Source organism: Candidatus Pelagibacter sp. HIMB1782 (assembly GCF_052047475.1).
Classification (GTDB): domain Bacteria; phylum Pseudomonadota; class Alphaproteobacteria; order Pelagibacterales; family Pelagibacteraceae; genus Pelagibacter.
In genome coordinates, this window is the sequence record NZ_JBNAKE010000001.1 from 642863 (window position 1) to 662122 (window position 19260).

23 protein-coding genes are annotated in these 19260 nt (G+C 27.8%); 13 read left to right on the forward strand and 10 right to left on the reverse strand.

Features of this window, described 5'->3' with window-relative positions; translation table 11 throughout:
* Positions 1-17: 17 nt before the first annotated feature.
* Positions 18-533, forward strand: a complete 516-nt coding sequence (gene hslV, locus ACTTAO_RS03390; RefSeq protein WP_440690887.1) for an ATP-dependent protease subunit HslV — start codon at positions 18-20, stop codon at positions 531-533.
* Positions 533-1906, forward strand: a complete 1374-nt coding sequence (hslU, locus tag ACTTAO_RS03395) for an ATP-dependent protease ATPase subunit HslU (protein ID WP_440690888.1) — start codon at positions 533-535, stop codon at positions 1904-1906. The genes hslV and hslU overlap by 1 nt, the downstream gene beginning before the upstream one ends.
* 3 nt (positions 1907-1909) lie before the next feature.
* Here the strand turns inward: hslU and ACTTAO_RS03400 are convergent, their stop codons facing one another.
* Genes ACTTAO_RS03400 through ACTTAO_RS03410 form a run of 3 tightly spaced genes read right to left on the reverse strand, consistent with a single transcriptional unit; the run spans position 1910 to position 3797 of the window.
* A complete protein-coding gene (locus ACTTAO_RS03400) occupies positions 1910-2764 on the reverse strand; it encodes a sulfotransferase domain-containing protein (protein ID WP_440690889.1) in 855 nt (284 codons plus the stop codon).
* A 22-nt stretch (positions 2765-2786) separates the two neighbouring features.
* On the reverse strand, positions 2787-3200 hold the full coding sequence (locus ACTTAO_RS03405; RefSeq protein ID WP_440690890.1) for a Smr/MutS family protein: 414 nt from the start codon (positions 3198-3200) through the stop codon (positions 2787-2789).
* Positions 3201-3797, reverse strand: coding sequence for a Tim44/TimA family putative adaptor protein (locus ACTTAO_RS03410; protein ID WP_440690891.1), 597 nt, complete (start codon positions 3795-3797; stop codon positions 3201-3203). It abuts the gene before it with no gap.
* A gap of 58 nt (positions 3798-3855) precedes the next feature.
* Here ACTTAO_RS03410 and ACTTAO_RS03415 point away from each other — a divergent pair, with 58 nt between their 5' ends.
* Together ACTTAO_RS03415 and ACTTAO_RS03420 are read left to right on the forward strand one after the other, a co-directional pair.
* Complete coding sequence (locus ACTTAO_RS03415; RefSeq protein WP_440690892.1) at positions 3856-4281, forward strand: FxsA family protein; 426 nt, start codon at positions 3856-3858, stop codon at positions 4279-4281.
* Positions 4265-4687 carry a protein-export chaperone SecB gene (locus ACTTAO_RS03420; protein ID WP_440690893.1) on the forward strand — a complete coding sequence of 141 codons (423 nt, stop codon included), beginning with the start codon at positions 4265-4267 and terminating at the stop codon, positions 4685-4687. The genes ACTTAO_RS03415 and ACTTAO_RS03420 overlap by 17 nt, the downstream gene beginning before the upstream one ends.
* Here ACTTAO_RS03420 and dnaQ read toward each other — a convergent pair.
* From dnaQ to ACTTAO_RS03445, 5 genes are read right to left on the reverse strand one after another with little or no spacing between them, the layout of a single operon-like run.
* The gene (dnaQ, locus tag ACTTAO_RS03425; protein ID WP_440690894.1) at positions 4684-5343 is read right to left on the reverse strand and encodes a DNA polymerase III subunit epsilon; all 660 of its coding nucleotides are present in this window, start codon (positions 5341-5343) and stop codon (positions 4684-4686) included. The genes ACTTAO_RS03420 and dnaQ overlap by 4 nt on opposite strands.
* Positions 5344-5913 carry a dephospho-CoA kinase gene (gene coaE, locus ACTTAO_RS03430; RefSeq protein ID WP_440690895.1) on the reverse strand — a complete coding sequence of 190 codons (570 nt, stop codon included), beginning with the start codon at positions 5911-5913 and terminating at the stop codon, positions 5344-5346.
* Positions 5906-6700, reverse strand: a complete 795-nt coding sequence (gene aroE, locus ACTTAO_RS03435) for a shikimate dehydrogenase (protein ID WP_440690896.1) — start codon at positions 6698-6700, stop codon at positions 5906-5908. The genes coaE and aroE overlap by 8 nt, the downstream gene beginning before the upstream one ends.
* Entirely contained in the window at positions 6697-7284 is a 588-nt protein-coding gene (locus ACTTAO_RS03440; RefSeq protein WP_440690897.1) for a Maf family protein, read from the reverse strand. Before ACTTAO_RS03440 ends, aroE begins: the two co-directional genes overlap by 4 nt.
* Entirely contained in the window at positions 7274-8101 is an 828-nt protein-coding gene (locus ACTTAO_RS03445; RefSeq protein ID WP_440690898.1) for a pyruvate, water dikinase regulatory protein, read from the reverse strand. The genes ACTTAO_RS03440 and ACTTAO_RS03445 overlap by 11 nt, the downstream gene beginning before the upstream one ends.
* Positions 8102-8368: 267 nt before the next feature.
* On the opposite strand from ACTTAO_RS03445, the gene hemE reads away from it, so the two are divergent.
* The 9 genes from hemE (at position 8369) to ACTTAO_RS03490 (ending at position 17817) form a co-directional block, all read left to right on the forward strand.
* Positions 8369-9370, forward strand: a complete 1002-nt coding sequence (gene hemE, locus ACTTAO_RS03450; RefSeq protein WP_440690899.1) for a uroporphyrinogen decarboxylase — start codon at positions 8369-8371, stop codon at positions 9368-9370.
* A 3-nt stretch (positions 9371-9373) separates the two neighbouring features.
* On the forward strand, positions 9374-10366 hold the full coding sequence (hemH, locus tag ACTTAO_RS03455; RefSeq protein WP_440690900.1) for a ferrochelatase: 993 nt from the start codon (positions 9374-9376) through the stop codon (positions 10364-10366).
* 3 nt (positions 10367-10369) lie between these two features.
* Positions 10370-10804, forward strand: a complete 435-nt coding sequence (gene hemJ, locus ACTTAO_RS03460; RefSeq protein WP_440690901.1) for a protoporphyrinogen oxidase HemJ — start codon at positions 10370-10372, stop codon at positions 10802-10804.
* A 65-nt stretch (positions 10805-10869) separates the two neighbouring features.
* The gene (gene rho / locus ACTTAO_RS03465) at positions 10870-12138 is read left to right on the forward strand and encodes a transcription termination factor Rho (RefSeq protein WP_440690902.1); all 1269 of its coding nucleotides are present in this window, start codon (positions 10870-10872) and stop codon (positions 12136-12138) included.
* Positions 12139-12197: 59 nt separating this feature from the next.
* Complete coding sequence (gene mnmE / locus ACTTAO_RS03470; protein ID WP_440690903.1) at positions 12198-13529, forward strand: tRNA uridine-5-carboxymethylaminomethyl(34) synthesis GTPase MnmE; 1332 nt, start codon at positions 12198-12200, stop codon at positions 13527-13529.
* Positions 13530-13646: 117 nt separating this feature from the next.
* Positions 13647-15518 carry a tRNA uridine-5-carboxymethylaminomethyl(34) synthesis enzyme MnmG gene (mnmG, locus tag ACTTAO_RS03475; RefSeq protein WP_440690904.1) on the forward strand — a complete coding sequence of 624 codons (1872 nt, stop codon included), beginning with the start codon at positions 13647-13649 and terminating at the stop codon, positions 15516-15518.
* The gene (locus ACTTAO_RS03480; protein WP_440690905.1) at positions 15518-16162 is read left to right on the forward strand and encodes a 16S rRNA (guanine(527)-N(7))-methyltransferase RsmG; all 645 of its coding nucleotides are present in this window, start codon (positions 15518-15520) and stop codon (positions 16160-16162) included. Before mnmG ends, ACTTAO_RS03480 begins: the two co-directional genes overlap by 1 nt.
* A 21-nt stretch (positions 16163-16183) precedes the next feature.
* Positions 16184-16978 (forward strand): ParA family protein, encoded by a 795-nt coding sequence (locus tag ACTTAO_RS03485; RefSeq protein ID WP_440690906.1) that lies wholly within the window; start codon positions 16184-16186, stop codon positions 16976-16978.
* A complete protein-coding gene (locus ACTTAO_RS03490) occupies positions 16978-17817 on the forward strand; it encodes a ParB/RepB/Spo0J family partition protein (protein ID WP_440690907.1) in 840 nt (279 codons plus the stop codon). The genes ACTTAO_RS03485 and ACTTAO_RS03490 overlap by 1 nt, the downstream gene beginning before the upstream one ends.
* Here ACTTAO_RS03490 and holA read toward each other — a convergent pair.
* Entirely contained in the window at positions 17801-18799 is a 999-nt protein-coding gene (holA, locus tag ACTTAO_RS03495) for a DNA polymerase III subunit delta (protein ID WP_440690908.1), read from the reverse strand. The two genes, ACTTAO_RS03490 and holA, sit on opposite strands and share 17 nt — an antisense overlap.
* Positions 18796-19257: a hypothetical protein gene (locus ACTTAO_RS03500; RefSeq protein WP_440690909.1), complete on the reverse strand. Its 462-nt coding sequence runs from the start codon at positions 19255-19257 to the stop codon at positions 18796-18798. The genes holA and ACTTAO_RS03500 overlap by 4 nt, the downstream gene beginning before the upstream one ends.
* Positions 19258-19260: the final 3 nt, after the last annotated feature.

A 19260-nucleotide genomic window follows, 5' to 3' on the forward strand; every position in this document is an offset into this window, starting at 1 on the left:
GTTACCATTTATTAGTTATGACAACAATTGTATTGGTTAGAAAAAATAATGAAGTTGTGGTTGCTGGTGATGGACAAGTAAGTATGGGAAATACTGTTGTCAAAAGCACAGCTTCAAAAGTTAGAAAAATTGAGAAAAGAGATGTCGTAGCAGGATTTGCAGGATCAACTGCTGATGCGTTAACTTTATTCGAAAGATTAGAAGGAAAATTAGAAAAACATGCTGGTAATTTATCAAGAGCTGCAGTTGAGTTAGCAAAAGACTGGCGAACTGATAAATATTTAAGAAGATTAGAAGCATTAATGGCTGTTGGTGATAAAAATAATAGTTATATTATTTCTGGAACTGGTGATGTTCTGGAGCCTGAAGGTGATGTAATAGGAATAGGTTCTGGTGGAAATTATGCCTTAGCAGCTGGAAAAGTTTTAATGGAAGGTAATTTATCTGCAGAAGAAGTTGCAAAAAAAGCAATTAAAGTTGCAGCAGATATTTGTGTTTTTACAAATGAAAATGTTAAAGTTGAAAAAATATAATGGATAATTCAAACGTAACACCTTTGCATCCTAAAGAAAAAACTCAAAAAGAAGAAGCATCTTTAGTAAGTGCTCTTTCACCAAGAGAGATAGTTTCAGAATTAGATCGTTTTGTTGTTGGCCAAAATAAAGCAAAAAAAGCTGTTGCTGTTGCATTAAGGAATAGATGGAGAAGACAGGCTTTAAAAGGTGAAATGAAAAATGAGGTTTTGCCAAAAAATATTTTAATGATTGGACCAACAGGGGTTGGAAAAACAGAAATTTCTAGAAGACTTTCAAAACTAGCAGAAGCTCCCTTCGTTAAAGTTGAAGCAACTAGATTTACAGAAGTCGGATACGTTGGAAGAGATGTAGAACAGATTGTTAGAGACTTAATTGAAATTGCAATTGCAATGGAAAAAGTAAAAAAAAGAAAAGAAGTTTATGCGCAAGCTCAAAAAGCAGCTGAGGAAAAAGTGCTAGATGCTTTAGTAGGGAAAAAGGCAAGCCTTGCAACAAGAGAAAGTTTTAGGAAAAGACTAAGAAATGGTGACTTAGATGACAATGAAATAGAGATAGCTGTAAGCGACACAGGTTCTAACGGTGCATCTTTTGAAATCCCAGGAATGCCAGGTGCTAATGTTGGTATGATAAACATTGGAGAAATGATTGGTAAATCTATGGGAAACAAAGAAAAAAAGAAAAAAATGTCGGTTAAAGAATCACATGAAATTTTAATTAATGATGAATCGGACAAACTAATTGAACAAGATAAAATTGTTAAAGCTGCTAAATTATCAACAGAGAATAATGGTATAGTTTTTTTAGACGAAATAGATAAAATTTCAGCTAGAACTGATAGAGTTGGTGGTGATGTTTCTAGAGAGGGTGTGCAAAGAGATTTATTACCTCTTATAGAAGGAACAACAGTAAACACCAAACATGGTCCAATCAAAACTGATCATATTTTATTTATTGCATCAGGTGCTTTCCAACTTGCAAAACCATCTGATCTATTACCAGAGTTACAAGGAAGATTGCCAATACGAGTTGAGCTAGAAGCTTTAACTAGCGAAGATTTTAAAAGAATTTTAAAAGAACCAGACTACAGTTTAATAAAACAATATGTGGCTCTTTTAAAAACTGAAAATGTAGAGCTCGAATTTTCTGATGATGGTATTGATACAATTGCAAACATTGCATCAGAAGTAAATGCTACAGTCGAAAATATTGGAGCAAGAAGGTTACATACAATCATTGAAAAAATATTAGATGATATCAGCTTTACAGCAACAGACAGAGCGGGTGAAAAAATTATAATTAATAAAGATTATATTAATAAAAACCTTGATAATTTAGTTAAAGATACTGACCTTTCTAAATTTATACTTTAAGTTCTATAAGTAACCCAACTCTACCATTTCTTTTTTAAAGGCTTCTTCAATATTTTTTTTTGTCTCTATATTTAGTAATTTTTTCCAATCATTTTTTGGACCAAGATTAAAAAAAGGTATCTTTTTACCAGTTTGCAAATTTACTTTTCCTTCAAAAAAACCTTTTTGTTCCTCAATTTCTTTCATCTTATGAAAATCGGTTGTCTCAATTACATTTTTAAATTTTTTTTGATTAATAATGAATTTTGTGTTCTTTAATTTATATAAAAATTTTAGAATTTTTTTAAAAATAAAATCTCGATTGTTAATTAAATCTTCATATTTAATTAACAAATATCTATCTTGATATTTAAAAGACTTCCAACTTCTATAATGACTACTCCAATTTCCAGTATAAACTATTATCTGATCATTTTTATCAAGACTATAAATATTGCCACCCATACGTGTAGTATTAATAAGTTTATCTGCAGCTTTCTCGATTGATATATTAGCAAAATTAGCCCAAGAAGTTACAACATTTCTTGGGTCTCTCACAATATAGATTACACCTAAAGAATTTTTTAAATCTGTAAATCGATGGCCTTCTATATCAAATAAATAACTATGGGTTTTTAAAAATTGAATAGAATTTTTTTTATTAAAAGTTTCTTGAGCTGCTATGTAATTTTTAACAATCTCCCTTTCATTCCTAATATTAATTGCCATTTTTTCAAACAATGAAGTTTTAGGAAATTGTTTAATATTTTTAATTAAATCAAAGTTGTATATTCCATCTTTGGAAAAAAAATAAGCAGCTAACATAGATCTTATTAAAGTGTTGCCACTTTTGGGATAAGATGCAAGCCAAACAATCATAATTTAAAAAACTAATAAAATTTTATTTTAACTTTTTTAAATATATATAAAAAGCACCACTTCCTCCATCATGTATTTCTGCATCGGTAATCTCATTAATTATATTCATTAAAATTTTATTATTTGAAATGAATTCAGGAACTGAATATTTTAAAATACTCAAATCTTTTGAAACATAAGGATCTTTCTCGACATCGGAATGAATTCCTTTTCCAGTAACAACAATTAATTTACCAACCTTTTCTTCATATGATTTAAGTATAAATTTTTCTATAGCTGTATTTGCTTGTTCAAGAGTATATCCGTGAAGATCTATAGATCTTACTTGTAATGGATTTTTAAATTCTGGTTTAAAATCTTTATCTAGAATTTTTTCCTTACTTGAAATAAAGGTTTGCCAATCTTTTTTATCTTTATTTGATAATTTATCGTTCAATTATGTTAAAATATTAACTAACTGCCAGTTAGGATTTGCTGAAGTTGTATCTCTAGAAAAAACCCAGGTATCATAAATTTTTTTAATTTTTTCAGGATCTCCAGAAACAATTTTTTTTTCTTTATCTTTAATACAAGTAATAACCTCAGCTATAAAATCTACAGTTACATTTAAAATATTTCCAATTTTTTTGTATTCTTTAATCTCAGCTTTATTAACTCCGATAAAAGTTATTTCTGCAAAATGTCCTCTTTTTGCTCTTTCTTTTAACGCATCATCAAACTGATTGTAAATTTCTCTATTTAACAAAGGTTTAGCGTTTGTAATTTTGTTATCGTTATCACTAAAATCAGTAATAATTGTTTCGTAAGCAATTCTTGCTCCCTTTAAAAATTCTTTTTGAGCCTCATCATCAAAATTTTCTTTAGGTTTTATAGATTTTTCAACTTTAATGTTTTTTAATACTTCCTTAAATTGTGCTGGCGATTTACCTTCGAAACCAGTTCTTTTACCAAGAATTCCTCTTAGTCTTAAAAAAATAAACCCAGCAATCATTGCTAATAGAATGATATCTATATATTCGAAACTATAATTCATGGTTAGATAGTAATTACTCTGTTGATTAATTTCAACCAGCAATTTAGATTAAGGACAAATGAACCCAATATTTTTAAGTATAATTTTAGTTCCAGTTGTTGAAATTTACGTTTTAATTAAAGTTGGATCTGGAATTGGTGCAATTACAACCATTCTGTTAATATTCATAACAGCAATAATAGGCATTTATTATGCAAAATATGAGGGTTTAAACACATTAAGATCAGGTTTTGTACAATTAAATAAAAATGAAATTCCAGCTTTTGAAGTAATGTCTGGTGCAGCTATTGCTTTTGCCGCATTATTATTAATTGTGCCTGGTTTTGTTACGGACCTTATTGGTTTTTTATTAATTTTTCCACCAAGTAGAAAAATATTATTTAAAAAATTTTCAAAAAAAGCAGATAAAAATAAATTTAAAAAAAATAATTTTATTGATGGTGAATTTGAAGATATAGAAGATGACAATGACAGAAAAATTTAAAGTAATTGGAAAATACATTAAGGATATGTCGAGTGAAACTCCTGATCTTGAGACATATTTATTCGTAAAAGATTACATATCTAAATATCAGCTTGGTATAGATATAACCTCTAAACCTTTAAAAAATCAGCATATTGAAGTTAATACTGTTTTAAAATTTGAAGATAAAGCAGGAAATAAAAAGAAATCTCATTTTGAGATAACGTACTCATCGATAGTTAAAATTAATATAGAAGTAAAAGAAAAAGAAGAACTGCAGAAAATAATTTTATGTGATGTACAAACTTCAATATATCCAGATATGGAAAAATCTTTATTAGATCTTTTGCACAATTCTGGTTATCCTGGAATTAAATTTGAAAAAAAAATAGATTTTGAAAGTTTATATAATCAAAAATTTAATTAATAATAATTTTTTTTTAATTGGTCTTTTAAATATTTTTTGTGATTACTTAATTCTTCGTCTGTAGGTTTTACAATTTTTTTGAAATAAGAAATTTTAGAATTATCAAACACTTTTTCACCAATGTATGAATTTTCAAAATTAAGTTTGGGTTCTTTCTGATCAATTAAATTAACATAAACTTTAAATAAAAGATCGCAATCTATTAACGCTGTATGATGAACTCTTCTAGAATTATCTATTCTGAATCTTTTACACAATGCATCTAAACTTGATGCAGAGCCTGGGAATTTGTTTCTAGCCAATTCAAGTGTATCCAATATTTGATTATTAATTTTTTTCTTTCCTAATAATGATAGCTCATTATTCAAATGCGCAATATCAAATTCTGCATTATGAATAATTAAGCTTTTACCTTCTATAAATTTTAGAAACTCTTCAGCAATTTCACTAAATTTTTTTTGTTTTGCTAAAAATTCATCAGAATAACCATGCACTTGGAAAGCTTTTTCTGAAACTTTTCTCTCAGGATTCAAGTAAACGTGAAATTTTTTTTTTGGAATTAAATTATCAAGCTCTAAACAACCAATTTCTACAATTCTGTGGCCTTCTTTAACTGAAATACCAGTTGTTTCTGTATCTAAGACTATTTCTTTCATTTAGCTAATTTCATTTAATATTTTTTTAATTTCTTTTTTAACAGGATTTTTTGTAAATGTATTTTTAATTATATATTGTGATTTTTTTTTTTTATAATTTAGATCAAATTGGATTTCTCTGAATATATTAATAATTTTATTGTTATAGTTAAACCTTTTTTTTATTTTCCTATCAATGTCTTTTTTTTTAGATTGAACAAAAACCAATATATCTTTTTTATTGTAAATTTTATTTTCGAATAATAGCGGAATATCCAATATGACGATTTTTTTATTTTTGTTTTTTTTGAGAAATATTTTTAATTTTTTTCTAACTTCTTTATGAACAATATTGATTATCTTTTTTAAATTATTTTTATTTTCTAATATTGCTTTTATAATTTCATTTTTATTTACAGGAAAAGTTAAAATATATTTCGGCAATGTTTTGTTGAGTTTTGTAAAAATTTTCTTATCTTTTTGATATAATTTCGAAACTTCGTGATCGGCATTAAAAACTGGATATCCAAAATTATTTGCTACAAATGTTTTTCCAGATCCAATTGCTCCAACTATACCTATTCTAATCATTTTTTAATAATTTTAATATTTCATTGTTTACTTGTGGTTCAATCATATGCCATAATTTAAATGCTTCAAAAGCCTGATAAATAAACATTAATTTACCGTTATCTATTTTGTTTCCTAGTTTTCTACCTTCTTTTAAAAAATTAGTTTCACTTGGATTATAAATAACATCATAAAACAGTTTATCGTCCTTAATATTTGAAAAGTCTAAATTAATAGTTTCATTATTTAATCCAAGGCTTGTAGCGTTAATTATTACATCAAAATCAGGCAACTTGCCCCATTCTGTAACACTTATATTTTGGAATTGCTCTTTTAATTTTTCTGCTTTTTCTTTGGTTCTATTGCTAATTGTTATTTCGGATACCCCCATTTTATTTAAAGCAAAAATAATTGAAGGAGTTACTCCGCCAGCACCTAAAATAAAGATTCTTTTATCCTTGATAGTATATTTTAAACTTTTGATAGCTTTTTGAAAACCCACAATATCTGTATTATGTCCAATTAAAAGATCATCTTTCAAAATTATTGTATTTACAGATTGAGTCTGATTTGCTTCGAAGCTTAATTCGTCTAAAAAAGGAATTACAGATTTTTTGAAAGGCACTGTTACGTTACACCCTGCTAATTCTTTTTTTTTAATTTTATTTATAAAATTTTTAATTTGGTTTTCTTCCAATTTAATTTTATCATAAATAGCATTAATATTATTTTCTTTTAGCCAATGATTGTGAAGAATTGGAGACAACGAATGATTTATAGGATTACCAATTACTGCGTATTTCTTCATTTGAGCAAATTTAAATACTCTTTGATTTTTGTGATGGGCAAACCCATAATCGTATCTACATCTCCCTCTATGCTGCTGAACAAATTTCTGCCCTCTCCTTCAATCTGATAAACATTGTAAGCATAAAGATTTTCATCTGTTATTTTGGACAAATAACTTTCTAACTCCATATCTGAAAAATTTTTCATTTTTAGAGTAGCTTTGTCTGTATAATTCCAAATCATTGACCCATTTTTTGAAATACAAACTGAGCTTATTAAAAAATGTGATTTACCATTCAGTTTTTTTAATATTTTCATTGCTTCTTCTCTACTCTCGGGTTTTGATATTAATTCTCCATCTAGGTCAATAACACTATCAGCGCCAAGAACTGTTTCTCCTAGCCTTTTACCACTAACTTTATTTGCTTTTAATTCCGCCAAATTTTTTGAGATAATATCAGGAGTGGCTTTTTCCTTAATTAGAGCTAATTTTACTATATCTTCGTCAATGTTTGAAGGTTCAACGATATTTTCTATATTGTTTTTATCTAAAATATCTTTTCTCACCTTACTTTTGGATGCCAGGATAATTCTATTTTGCATTGTTTAAATATATTTCGTGTATTTTGATAATAGAAGCAGCTGTTTCTTCAACAGATTTTCTTGTAACATCTATTAAGGGCCATTTGTATTTTTTAAATGTTTTTTTTGCTTGAAGAACTTCTTTTTTAATACTTTCTAAGTTAGTATAATCTATATTTTCCTTTTCTTTTAATGAATTCATTCTGTTTTTTCTTAAATCTGCCAATCTTTCGGGTTCTGTACTTAATCCAACAACGCAAGTCACATGAGGATTTTGTTTGAGTTTCTCTGGTAGAGAATTTTCATTAACCAAAGGAATATTTGATGTTTTAAAACCTTTATTAGCAAGATAAATAGAAGTGGGTGTTTTACTGGTTCTACTAACACCAACAAGTATAATATCAGATTTTTCTACTTCGCTTAATAAATTACCATCATCATGATTCATGGTAAATTGAATTGCTTCAATTCTATCATAATATTCATCATTCAAAACATGTTGGCCACTTGGTTCGTGAGTAGCTTTTTGATTTAAAATTTTAGAAAAATTTAAAATTAAATTACCCAGCACACCAAAGCATGGTATCTTTTTTTTTTCACTCTCATTAGCTAAATACTTGGCAAGGTTGTTGTCTACGATAGTATATAAAATTATTGAATTTTCGTTTTTTTTGGCATCTTCTAAAATTTTTAGAATTTGATTTTCTGTTCTTGTGAAAGAATAAGAATGAACTTTATATTCTATATTTAAAAATTGTGCTTTAAGAGCTAAAAATATTCTATCTAAAGTTTCTCCAGTTGAATCTGAAATTAAATAAATTTGATATGTATTACTCATGAAAAAATTGTTAATAAATTTGTATTATTTTAATTAAGTTATAAAATTTTAAATCTCCCTTAAATCTCTTGTAAAAGCTGATTTTTATTAACAATAATAATAAATAGACTAAAACAATCCACAAAAATTAAAATAACCAAAAAAGCTTCATTTTAAACAATTTTAATCGTCAAACATATTGATAAATTGTGAATATAATGTTTATAAAAAATAATCACCTTTATTCACAAGATATATTAATACTACAATAATTATAAAGGCTCTTATATGAAACTTTTAAACAAAGTAATTATTAATAAAGACACTTCATTTAATCCTATATGGATAATGAGACAAGCAGGTCGATATTTACCAGAGTTTAGAAAAATTAGAAAAGAAAATCCTGATTTTATTAATTTATGTTTAAATGATAGTTTATCAGCCGAGATAACTTTACAACCATTAAAAAGATTTGATATTGACGCTGCAATAATTTTTTCTGATATTTTAATGTTACCTTACGGTTTAGGTCAAAAAGTAAGATTTGAGAAAAATTTTGGTCCCAAATTAGATAATCTAGATTTAAACGAGATAGCAAAATTAGATGAAATAGATTTTGTTGAAAAAATATATCCTGTATATAAAGCAATAAAAAAAGTAAGCACTGATCCAATTGTAAAAGATAAAAATACTATTGGATTTGTAGGAGCCCCTTGGACTCTTTTAGTTTATATGATTAATTTAAAATCTCCAAAAAAAGATTTGAATAAAAACTTTTTTAAAGATGAATTTTTAATAAACAGAATTTTATTAATTATAGAAAAATTTTTAAAAGTTCATATTAAAAACCAAATAGACAATGGGGCAAATGTTATTCAAATTTTTGACAGTTGGGCAGGTTTATTAGAAGAAAAAGATCTACCAAATTATATCTACTCTCCTACTTTAAATTTAGTGGACTATGTTAAATCTTTAAATGTACCAGTAATATGTTTTCCAAGAGAAATTAAAAATTATAAAGAGTTTTGTGAAATTGTTAAACCTGATGCAATAAGTATCGATTATAATGTTGATCCTAAAAAAATTCTTAAAAATATAAAAATTCCAGTTCAAGGGGGTCTAGATCCCAAAGTTCTTTTAACAGATTATGAAAATTTAAAAAAAGAAACCTCTAAATATTTGGAAATTTTCAAAGATCACCCATATATATTTAATTTAGGACATGGTATTCTTCCAGAAACAAATCCAGAGATGGTCGAAAACTTAATTAAAATAGTAAAAAATAGTTAAATAATGGATAAAAATCATCCACCAATAAAATATGGGAAAACGGGGGTTTTGCTAATTAACCTGGGCACACCAGACTCAACAAATTGGTTTGATATTAGGAAGTATTTAAAAGAATTTCTCACAGACAGAAGAGTGATTGAAGTAAATCCCATAATTTGGCAAATAATTTTAAACCTATTTATCTTAACCTTCAGACCTTCTAAAACCGCTAAGGCTTATAAAGAAATTTGGATGAAAAATGAAAATATGTCACCACTTCTTTATTATACAAAAAAACAGAGCGAGAAAACTTCTAAGTTATTACAAAAAGATAACATCGTTTTAGATTTTGCAATGAGATATGGAAATCCAAGCATTAAAAGTAAAGTACACAAATTACACGAGATGGGCTGCGAAAATTTAGTAATTCTTCCTCTTTATCCTCAATATGCAGCTGCAACAACGGCAACGGCTTGTGATGAAGTTTATAGAACACTAATGAAAATGAGATGGCAGCCTTCCCTGAAAATAATACCACATTATGAATCTAATCCTCTCTACATAGAAGCATTAGTTAATTCAGTTAATAAAAAAATTAATGAAATTGATTGGAAACCAGACCTAATCATAGCTTCATACCACGGCATACCAAAAAAATATTTTGATAAAGGAGACCCGTATCATTGCTATTGTTATAAAACAACGAGACTTATTTCAGAAAAGTTTAATTCTATAAAAATCAAAACTACCTTCCAGTCAAGATTTGGTCCACAAGAATGGCTTCAACCGTACACTGACAAAACATTAGAAAATTTACCTAAAGAAGGAATTAAAAATATCCTCACAATTTGTCCAGGCTTTTCATCCGATTGTGTGGAAACATTAGAAGAAATATTAATTCAAGGTAAAGAAAGTTTTATAAATGCTGGAGGAAAAAACTTTGATATGGTTCCATGTTTAAATGACAATGATGACCATATTATTTTATTAAAATATTTAATTGAAAAAAATATTTGATTAATGAATACTTATTTGCTTTTTAAGTCCTTACATTTAATTGCTGTTGTTTCCTGGATGGCTGGTCTTTTATATCTTCCAAGAATTTTTGTTTATCATGTTGAAAACAAAGAAAAAAAAGAAACGACTGATATTTTTATTTTGATGGAGAAGAGACTATATAATTACATTATGCGTCCTGCTATGTTGCTAACATGGGCTTTTGGATTAATATTAATTTATTTAATTGGCTTTGAAGTTTTTTCAAATTTATGGATGCAAATCAAATTGGTGTTGGTATTATTTCTATCAATTTATCATGAATATTTAGGCAAATGTCTTCGAGCATTGAAAAATGAAACAAACGTAAGATCTTCTAAATTTTTTAGAATTATTAATGAAGTACCAACTGTAATTTTAATTATTGTAGTATTTTTAGCTATTTTTAAGCCAATCTAGGGTTGAAATAACAAAAACAGCATATATATTATATCTATTGATAAGTCCTTATCAGAAAACTAATCATGAATATTCAAGAACTAAAACTTAAATCATCTGAACAGCTTATTACACAAGCAGAGGAGCTTGGTATTGAAAATGCTAGCACACTAAGAAAACAAGAAATTCTTTTTGCTATTCTAAAAAAAGTTGCAGAAAAAGAAGAAATCACAGGTGTAGGTGTTTTACAGCTATTACAAGATGGTTTTGGTTTTCTTAGAGCAATGGAGTCTAATTATCTTCCAGGACCAGATGACATTTATGTAAGTCCAAGTCAAATAAGAAAATTTGGTTTAAGGACAGGAGATACTGTTGAAGGACCAGTCAGAGCCCCTAAAGAAGGTGAAAGATATTTTGCATTATTACAAGTGAGTAAAATAAATTTTGAAGAGCCAGAAAAAGCAAGACATAAAATTGCATTTGATAACTTAACACCATTATACCCTGACAAACAATTGGTCATGGAAATCGAAACAACTAAGGTAGAAAAAAAACTAGACCTTACTCCAAGACTAATTGATTTAGTTAGCCCAATTGGAAAAGGTCAAAGATCAATAATTATATCGCCACCCAAAGCTGGTAAAACTATGATCTTACAAAGTATTGCAAACTCAATAGCCAAAAACTATCCAGAGTGTTACCTTATAGTCTTATTGATAGATGAACGTCCAGAGGAAGTGACAGATATGCAAAGGACTGTAAAAGGTGAAGTAATTAGCTCTACTTTTGATGAACCGGCACAAAGACACGTAGCTGTTGCTGAAATGGTTATAGAAAAAGCAAAAAGATTAACTGAACATAAAAAAGATGTTGTTATCTTATTAGACTCAATAACAAGACTAGGAAGAGCATATAATGCTGTAATACCAAGTTCGGGAAAAGTTTTAACAGGAGGTGTAGATGCAAATGCGCTTCAGAGACCAAAAAGATTTTTTGGTGCTGCAAGAAATATTGAGGAAGGTGGTTCATTAACCATTATTTCTACTGCTTTGATTGATACTGGAAGTAGAATGGACGAAGTTATTTTTGAGGAATTTAAAGGAACAGGTAATAGCGAAACTGTTTTAGATAGAAAAATTGCAGATAAGAGAATCTATCCTGCAATTGATATAACAAAATCTGGAACAAGAAGAGAAGAACTCTTGTTTGATAAAAATGATTTACAAAAAATGAATGTATTAAGAAGAATAATTGCTCCTATGGGAACTATGGATGCAATAGAGTTTATAAATTCAAAATTAAAAGATACCAAAAACAATGCTGAGTTTTTTAACTCAATGAACAAACCAGCATAAGAATTTTTTATAACATTTTAAGTTTTACAGTGATGCAAATTTGAAGATATAATCTTCAAATGACAATTTATGCTTTATCAACTGGACCTGGTGTTTCAGGTGTTGCAATTGTTAGAATTTCAGGAGAACAATCTTCAAAAGTAATTAAGATCCTTACAGGCAAAAAGGTTCCTCAGCCAAGAGTAGCAACGTTAAGAAAAATCAATAAAATCAACAGTTCTGAGCTAATTGACGAGGGTATAATATTATGGTTTCCAGGGCCTGAGAGCTACACAGGCGAAGATATGGTCGAGATACAAGTCCATGGAAGCAAAGCTGTAGTAGATGCCCTTCACTTTTCTATTTCTCAAATTGAAAACTGTAGATTAGCAGAGCCAGGCGAATTTACTAAACTTGCATTTCAAAATGGAAAAATAAACTTATTAGAAGCAGAAAGTATAGCTGATCTAATTTCATCTGAAACAGAAATTCAAAGACAACAAGCAATTAAAATTATGAATGGTAAGTCAGCAGATCAATTCAATTTTTTAAGAGAAAAACTTTTAAAAATTTTATCTCATGTTGAAGCTAAAATTGACTTCCCCGATGAAGATTTGCCAAACAATATTTTGGATGAAATCAAAAATGATTCAAATGATGTTATTCAAAAAATTAAAAAGATTTTAAATGATCAAAAAGTTGGAGAAAGAATTAGAGAAGGGTTTAAGATTGCAATTCTTGGACCTACTAATGCAGGGAAATCTAGTTTAATAAATCATTTATCAAATAGAGATGTTGCAATTGTTTCTGAAATAGCTGGTACCACAAGAGATGTCATAGAAACTCATCTTAGTATAGATGGTTATCCTGTAATAATATCTGATACAGCAGGAATACGAGAATCTAAAGATGAAATAGAAAAAAAAGGTATTAAATTATCTTTAAATAGAGCCGAAGAAGCAGATTTAAAGCTTGTAGTGGTGGATGCAAAAAGCGTTGATTTGACTGATGTTTTGAAGAGTTTATTAGATGAGAATGCAATTTTAGTTATAAACAAGTCTGATCTTTTAGAAAAAGAAATTGATTCAGAAATTAAAAATATAAATCATGTTTTAATCTCAATTAAAGATAATAAAAATATTGATGAACTAATTTCAAAAATAAAAAATAATTTAAAAAATAAATTTATAACCAGTGATGATATTTTAATTACAAGAGAAAGACACAGACAACATTTGGAACAGTGTTTAGATCATTTGAATAACTTTAATCAAAAAAAAGAAATAGAAGATTTTGATAAAGCAGCAGAAGATTTAAGATTAGCTACTAGACATTTGGGTATGATCGTTGGAAAAGTTGATGTAGAGGAGATATTGGGTAGTATTTTCAACGATTTTTGCATCGGTAAGTAATCCCCTATTTTCCTTATTTTTTAGGTATTTTTTATCCAAAACTATTGATAATTAACGCTTATTTACTAAAAATTAAGCCTGTCTTGTAAATTATGTATTCACATATAAATTCAACCCATGAAAAATGATTTGTCATTTGATGTAGTTGTAATTGGTGGAGGTCATGCAGGATGTGAGGCAGCTGCTGCTTCTGCTCGACTAGGAGTTAACACTGCCCTGTTCACCCATAAAATAGAAACTATTGGTGAGATGTCATGCAACCCTGCAATTGGTGGTTTGGGCAAAGGTCATTTAGTTCGAGAAATAGATGCGCTCGATGGTGCAATGGGAGATGTTGCAGATAAATCAGGCATACAATTTAGATTATTAAATAGAAGTAGAGGTCCAGCCGTACGTGGACCAAGAACTCAATCAGATAGAGCACTTTACCGTAAATTTATGCAAGAAAAACTTGTAAACTACTGTAATTTAAGTATTTTTTCTGATCCTGTAATAAAATTTATTTTTAATAAAAACACTATAAGTGGTTTTGAAACTAAAGAAGGAAAAAAAGTATCATGCAACAAGTTAATACTAACAACAGGAACTTTTTTAAATGGCTTGATACATATAGGTGATGAAAGAACACCAGCAGGCAGGTACGATGAAAAACCTTCAACAGGTTTAAGTGAACAATTAGCAAAATATGATTTTAAAATTGGAAGATTAAAAACTGGAACACCTCCCAGGTTAGATGCAAGAACGATTAATTTTGAAAATCTTGAAGAACAATTTGCAGATGATGATCCTTATTATTTTTCTTTCCTAACTAAAAAAAATTTAAATAAACAAGTGTCATGTCGAATGACTTATACCAATGAGAAGGTTCATAAAATTATAGAAAAAAATTTATCTAAAAGTGCAATGTACTCAGGTAATATAAAAGGAGTAGGTCCAAGATATTGTCCATCTATAGAAGATAAGATAGTTAAATTTGCAGATAAAGTTCGTCATCAGATTTTTTTAGAGCCAGAAGGGCTTAATGATCACACAATTTACCCAAATGGGATCTCAACATCGCTCCCAGCAGAAGTACAAGAAGAAATATGTAATAATATCAGAGGTTTAGAGAATGTTACCATTATAAGACCAGGATATGCTATAGAATATGACTATATAGATCCACGTGAACTATTCTTAACCCTTGAAACTAAGAAGATCGGCAATCTTTATCTTGCAGGGCAAATTAATGGAACAACAGGATATGAGGAAGCGGCTGCACAAGGACTTATAGCTGGTATTAATGCAGCTTTATCTGTTAAAAATTCTGAGCCTTTTATCCTTGATAGATCTGATGCCTACATTGGAGTAATGATTGATGATTTAGTTACTAAGGGAGTAGCAGAGCCATATCGTATGTTTACATCAAGAGCAGAATATCGATTAAGTTTGAGAGCAGATAATGCAGATCAAAGATTAACAGCTAAGGGAATACAAATTGGATTAATTGGAGAGGAAAGAAAAGCTATATATTTAGATAAATTCGACAAAATTGAAAAAATTAATTTAAAAATGAGTAAATCTAATATTTCACCCTCTAAAGCAGAAAAATTCGGAATTAAAATTGCAAAGGATGGAATATTGAGGTCTTCAAATGAGGTGTTAACTCAAAAAGATGTTAATATGAGCAAAATTAGAGAAATATGGCCTGAAATACCATATTTTAACAAAGAAATTGATGAACAAGTAGAAATTAATGCTCATTACATGGGGTATTTAAAGAAGCAAAAAGCAGATATTTTAGCATTTAAGAGGGATGAGAACTTAATTATTCCTGATAAAATTAATTATGATGAGCTTTCAGGTTTGTCTAATGAGGTTAAAGCTAAATTTAAAGAAATAAAGCCTAAAACTATGGGTCAAGCTTTAAGAATTGATGGAATAACCCCAGCAGCTGTATATATTTTGTTGTCACACGTAAAAAGAAAGTCTATTAAGCATATAGCTTAATGGATCAAGAAATTTTAAATTCTTACTCTAGACTTAATGATCTAAATGTTTCACGTGAAACATTTTTAGACTTTGAAAACTATATATCTCTGATTCTGGAAAAAAATAAAAAAATAAACATAATTGGTCAAAATACAGCATCAAAAAATGGAATAATTGAGCGTCATATTATTGATTCTGCGCAAATAATTGATTTTGTTGATTTAAATTGTAATACAACCACAGATTTAGGATCTGGAGCTGGTTTACCAGGAATTATAGTGGCAATTATACTAAAAAACATGAAAAATAAAATGAATGTGCATTTGTATGAAAAAAGCTACCATAAAAGCCATTTTTTAAAAGAAGTTTCAGAAAAATTAAATTTAAATACAAAAGTTTTTCAAAAAAATATTTTTGAGATAAAAAATTTAGAGACAGGAACAATTATGTCGAGAGCATTTAAACCTATGCCGGTTGTTTTAGATTTAGTTTATGAAAATTTTTCAAAATATAAAAATTTAATTTTCTTTATGGGCAAAAACGGAAAAAAAGTTTTTGAAAATTCTAAAAAAAAATGGAATTTGGAATATATAGAAAAGAAAAGTTTAACTAGTAAAGATTCATTTTTAATAAATATAAAAAAAATTAAAAAAAAAAATTAAAAAAAAATTGAAAAAAATTAAATGCAAATTATTTCAGTCATAAATCAAAAGGGTGGGGTAGGAAAAACTACAACAGTAATAAATCTCGCAGCTGGACTGTCAAAACATAATAAAAAAATTTTAGTTATAGACCTAGATCCACAGGGAAATGCAACTACAGGTCTTGGATTATCTAATATGGAAAACTCAAGCGACACAATTTACGGGGTCTTGAATGGAACTAAAGAAATTTATCAAGTAATAAAGAAAACTCAGTTTGAAAATTTGGATTTGGTAACTTCTAATGTTGACTTATCTGGTCTAGAGGTTGAAACAGCTGATGATATAAATAGAGCTTTTATTTTAAAGCGTAAATTAGCCGCTTATTTAAATGATTCTAGAGCATCCTATGATTATATACTGATAGACTGCCCACCTTCACTTAGCCTGTTGACTGTTATGGCTCTTGTATGTTCAAGGTCGCTTTTGGTTCCTTTGCAGACAGAATTTTTTGCTCTTGAGGGATTAACGCAGCTTATGAAGACAATTGAAAGAATAAAAGTAAGTTTAAACCCAGAATTAAAAATCAGGGGTATACTTTTAACAATGTATGACAAGAGAAATAAACTATCTTCACAAGTTGAAAAAGAAGCAAGAGATTATTTTAGCGAAAAAGTTTACTCAACAGTAATACCAAGGAACGTTAGATTGTCAGAGGCGCCTTCTCATGGAATGCCAGTTTTAATTTATGATAAATCATGTCCAGGTAGTAAGTCATATTTTAGTTTTACTGATGAATTTATAAATCAAGAATCAACAATAGGAAGTGCTGCTTAATGGATAAAATCAAAAAGGGTCTGGGGAGAGGTTTATCATCATTGATTGGTGAGGTTAAAGTAGAGCCAGAGAAAAACCAATTACAAATAAGCGATCTTGTGCCAAACAAGTATCAGCCAAGAAAAATATTTGATGAAAATAATTTAATTGATTTAACAAATTCAATTAAAGAAAGGGGAATGATACAACCAATCATTGTTAGAAAGTCAAATGATAGTGAGGGAAAATTTGAAATAATAGCTGGAGAGAGAAGGTGGATTGCAGCACAAAGGGCTGGCTTACACAATGTTCCTGTTGTTATTACTGAAGCTGATAATTTAAAATCTTTAGAATTTGCAATTGTAGAGAATGTTCAAAGGCACGATCTAAACCCTCTTGAAGAAGCACAAGGTTACAGGAGATTAATTGATGAATTTTCTTATGATCAAGAAAAAGTATCAAAATTTATTGGAAAAAGTCGAAGTTATATTACCAATTCTTTAAGACTTTTAAATTTACCAGAAGATGTAATAAAATTAATTGAAACTCAAAAGTTGACAGCTGGTCATGCTAAAATTTTAGTTGGGCTCGATAATGCCAGCTTTGTAGCAAATAAAATCATAGAAAAAAAATTATCTGTAAGACAAGCAGAGAATTTTGTTAAAATTTTCAAAAATAGAAAAAAATCAAGTTTAACAAAAGATACAAATATTATTGCACTAGAATTGTCAGTATCCAATAAGATTGGATTAAATGTAGATATAAAAAATAATAAAAGAAATAAAGGAAAAATTTCTTTTGAATATAAAGATCTAGATCAACTTAATAAAATAATTGATATAATTAAATCTCATTATTAAATTTTTGTAAGGTTTGTTTAATTACAAAATTATATAATAAGTGAACACCAGAGTTTAAATTTTTTTTTATTAAAATCTCAATTTCACTTATTTCAAATATTAATTTTTTTAAATTTTTTATATTCCAACTCATTATTTGTTTTTTAACAATTTCCTTATCTTTCCAAAAAATAGGAGGTCTAGCACTAGAAATTGTTAAATCTATATTTTTATTTTTTTCATAATCTTGAGCTAGAGTTAGAATTCTTTTAGTTTTACTTAAAAAAATTCTTAATACAGCAATACAGTCTTCGTTCTTAAAACTATTTTCATTTAAAATATTGATTGTTTTATTTTTATTTTTTGCCAGGCAATTATCTACTAGTTCTGTTGTGCTATAATCTTCTGATAAGTTAATCAGCTTTGACAAAGTTTCTGTAGTAATTTTTTTCCCATTTTTAACAAAATACTTTATTTTTTTTAATTCATTTAAAAGATTTTCCCTATCGCCTGAGTTTTTATTTAATATTTGATTCAAATTAATTTGAGAAATTGGAATTCTTTCGTCTTTAAAAAAGTCTATAGCTGATTTTAAAAGCGTTTTTTCTGTATCAGGATAAAAAGGAATACATACTAAATTTCTTTCTTTTTCAAATAAAGATCTTAGTTTAGACTTTTTTTCTAGGTTTTCTGCAGTAATAATAACTATATTATTTTCTAAACTTTTATCAAAAATTTCATTTATAACCTTCAGTATTTTATCAGTAGATCTATTGATAATTATTGTTTTGTTTTTATCAAACAGAGATTCAACTAATATATTTTCAAAAAAAATTTTTTCATTTTCTAAAATCTCTTTTTCATCATACTGGAAACGTTCTCCATCACTAAATGCTATTTTATTTATGGTATCCTTTATTAGGCTGGTATTTTTACCATAAAGTAGAAACAATTTTGTTTTTTTTAGATCAATTTTTTCAATCTCGAAATACTTTAAGATCATTTATTTTTTCTTAAATTTAGTATTAATCTTCTAACTATTGATTGAGCAAAATCTTTTTTTATAATTTGGATATAATTCTTTTCCTCAACAGTATCACTTATTTTGTCAATCTTAAATTCTTCTATAAAAAAAATATCCCTTTCTTCTTTGTCTGAGGTAATTTTTAAACTAACTTCCGCTCTTAGATTATATTTAGTTATTTCACCTTTAGAATTTTTTGAAATTGATATTTTCTCAAATTTGCTATCCAGGTCTAATTTTATGATATTATAATCATCTTTACCATTGGCATATCTTGATAATTGAGATTTAATTGCATTGTTAAGATCTCTATCTCCAGAGGAATTTTGTAATTTTAGAATAAAATCAACCCCGTCAAAGCCTTTATATTTAGGCTCAAATCCACATGAGGTGCTTAAGAATAGTATTATTATAATTGGTAATAATTTTTTTATCATTAA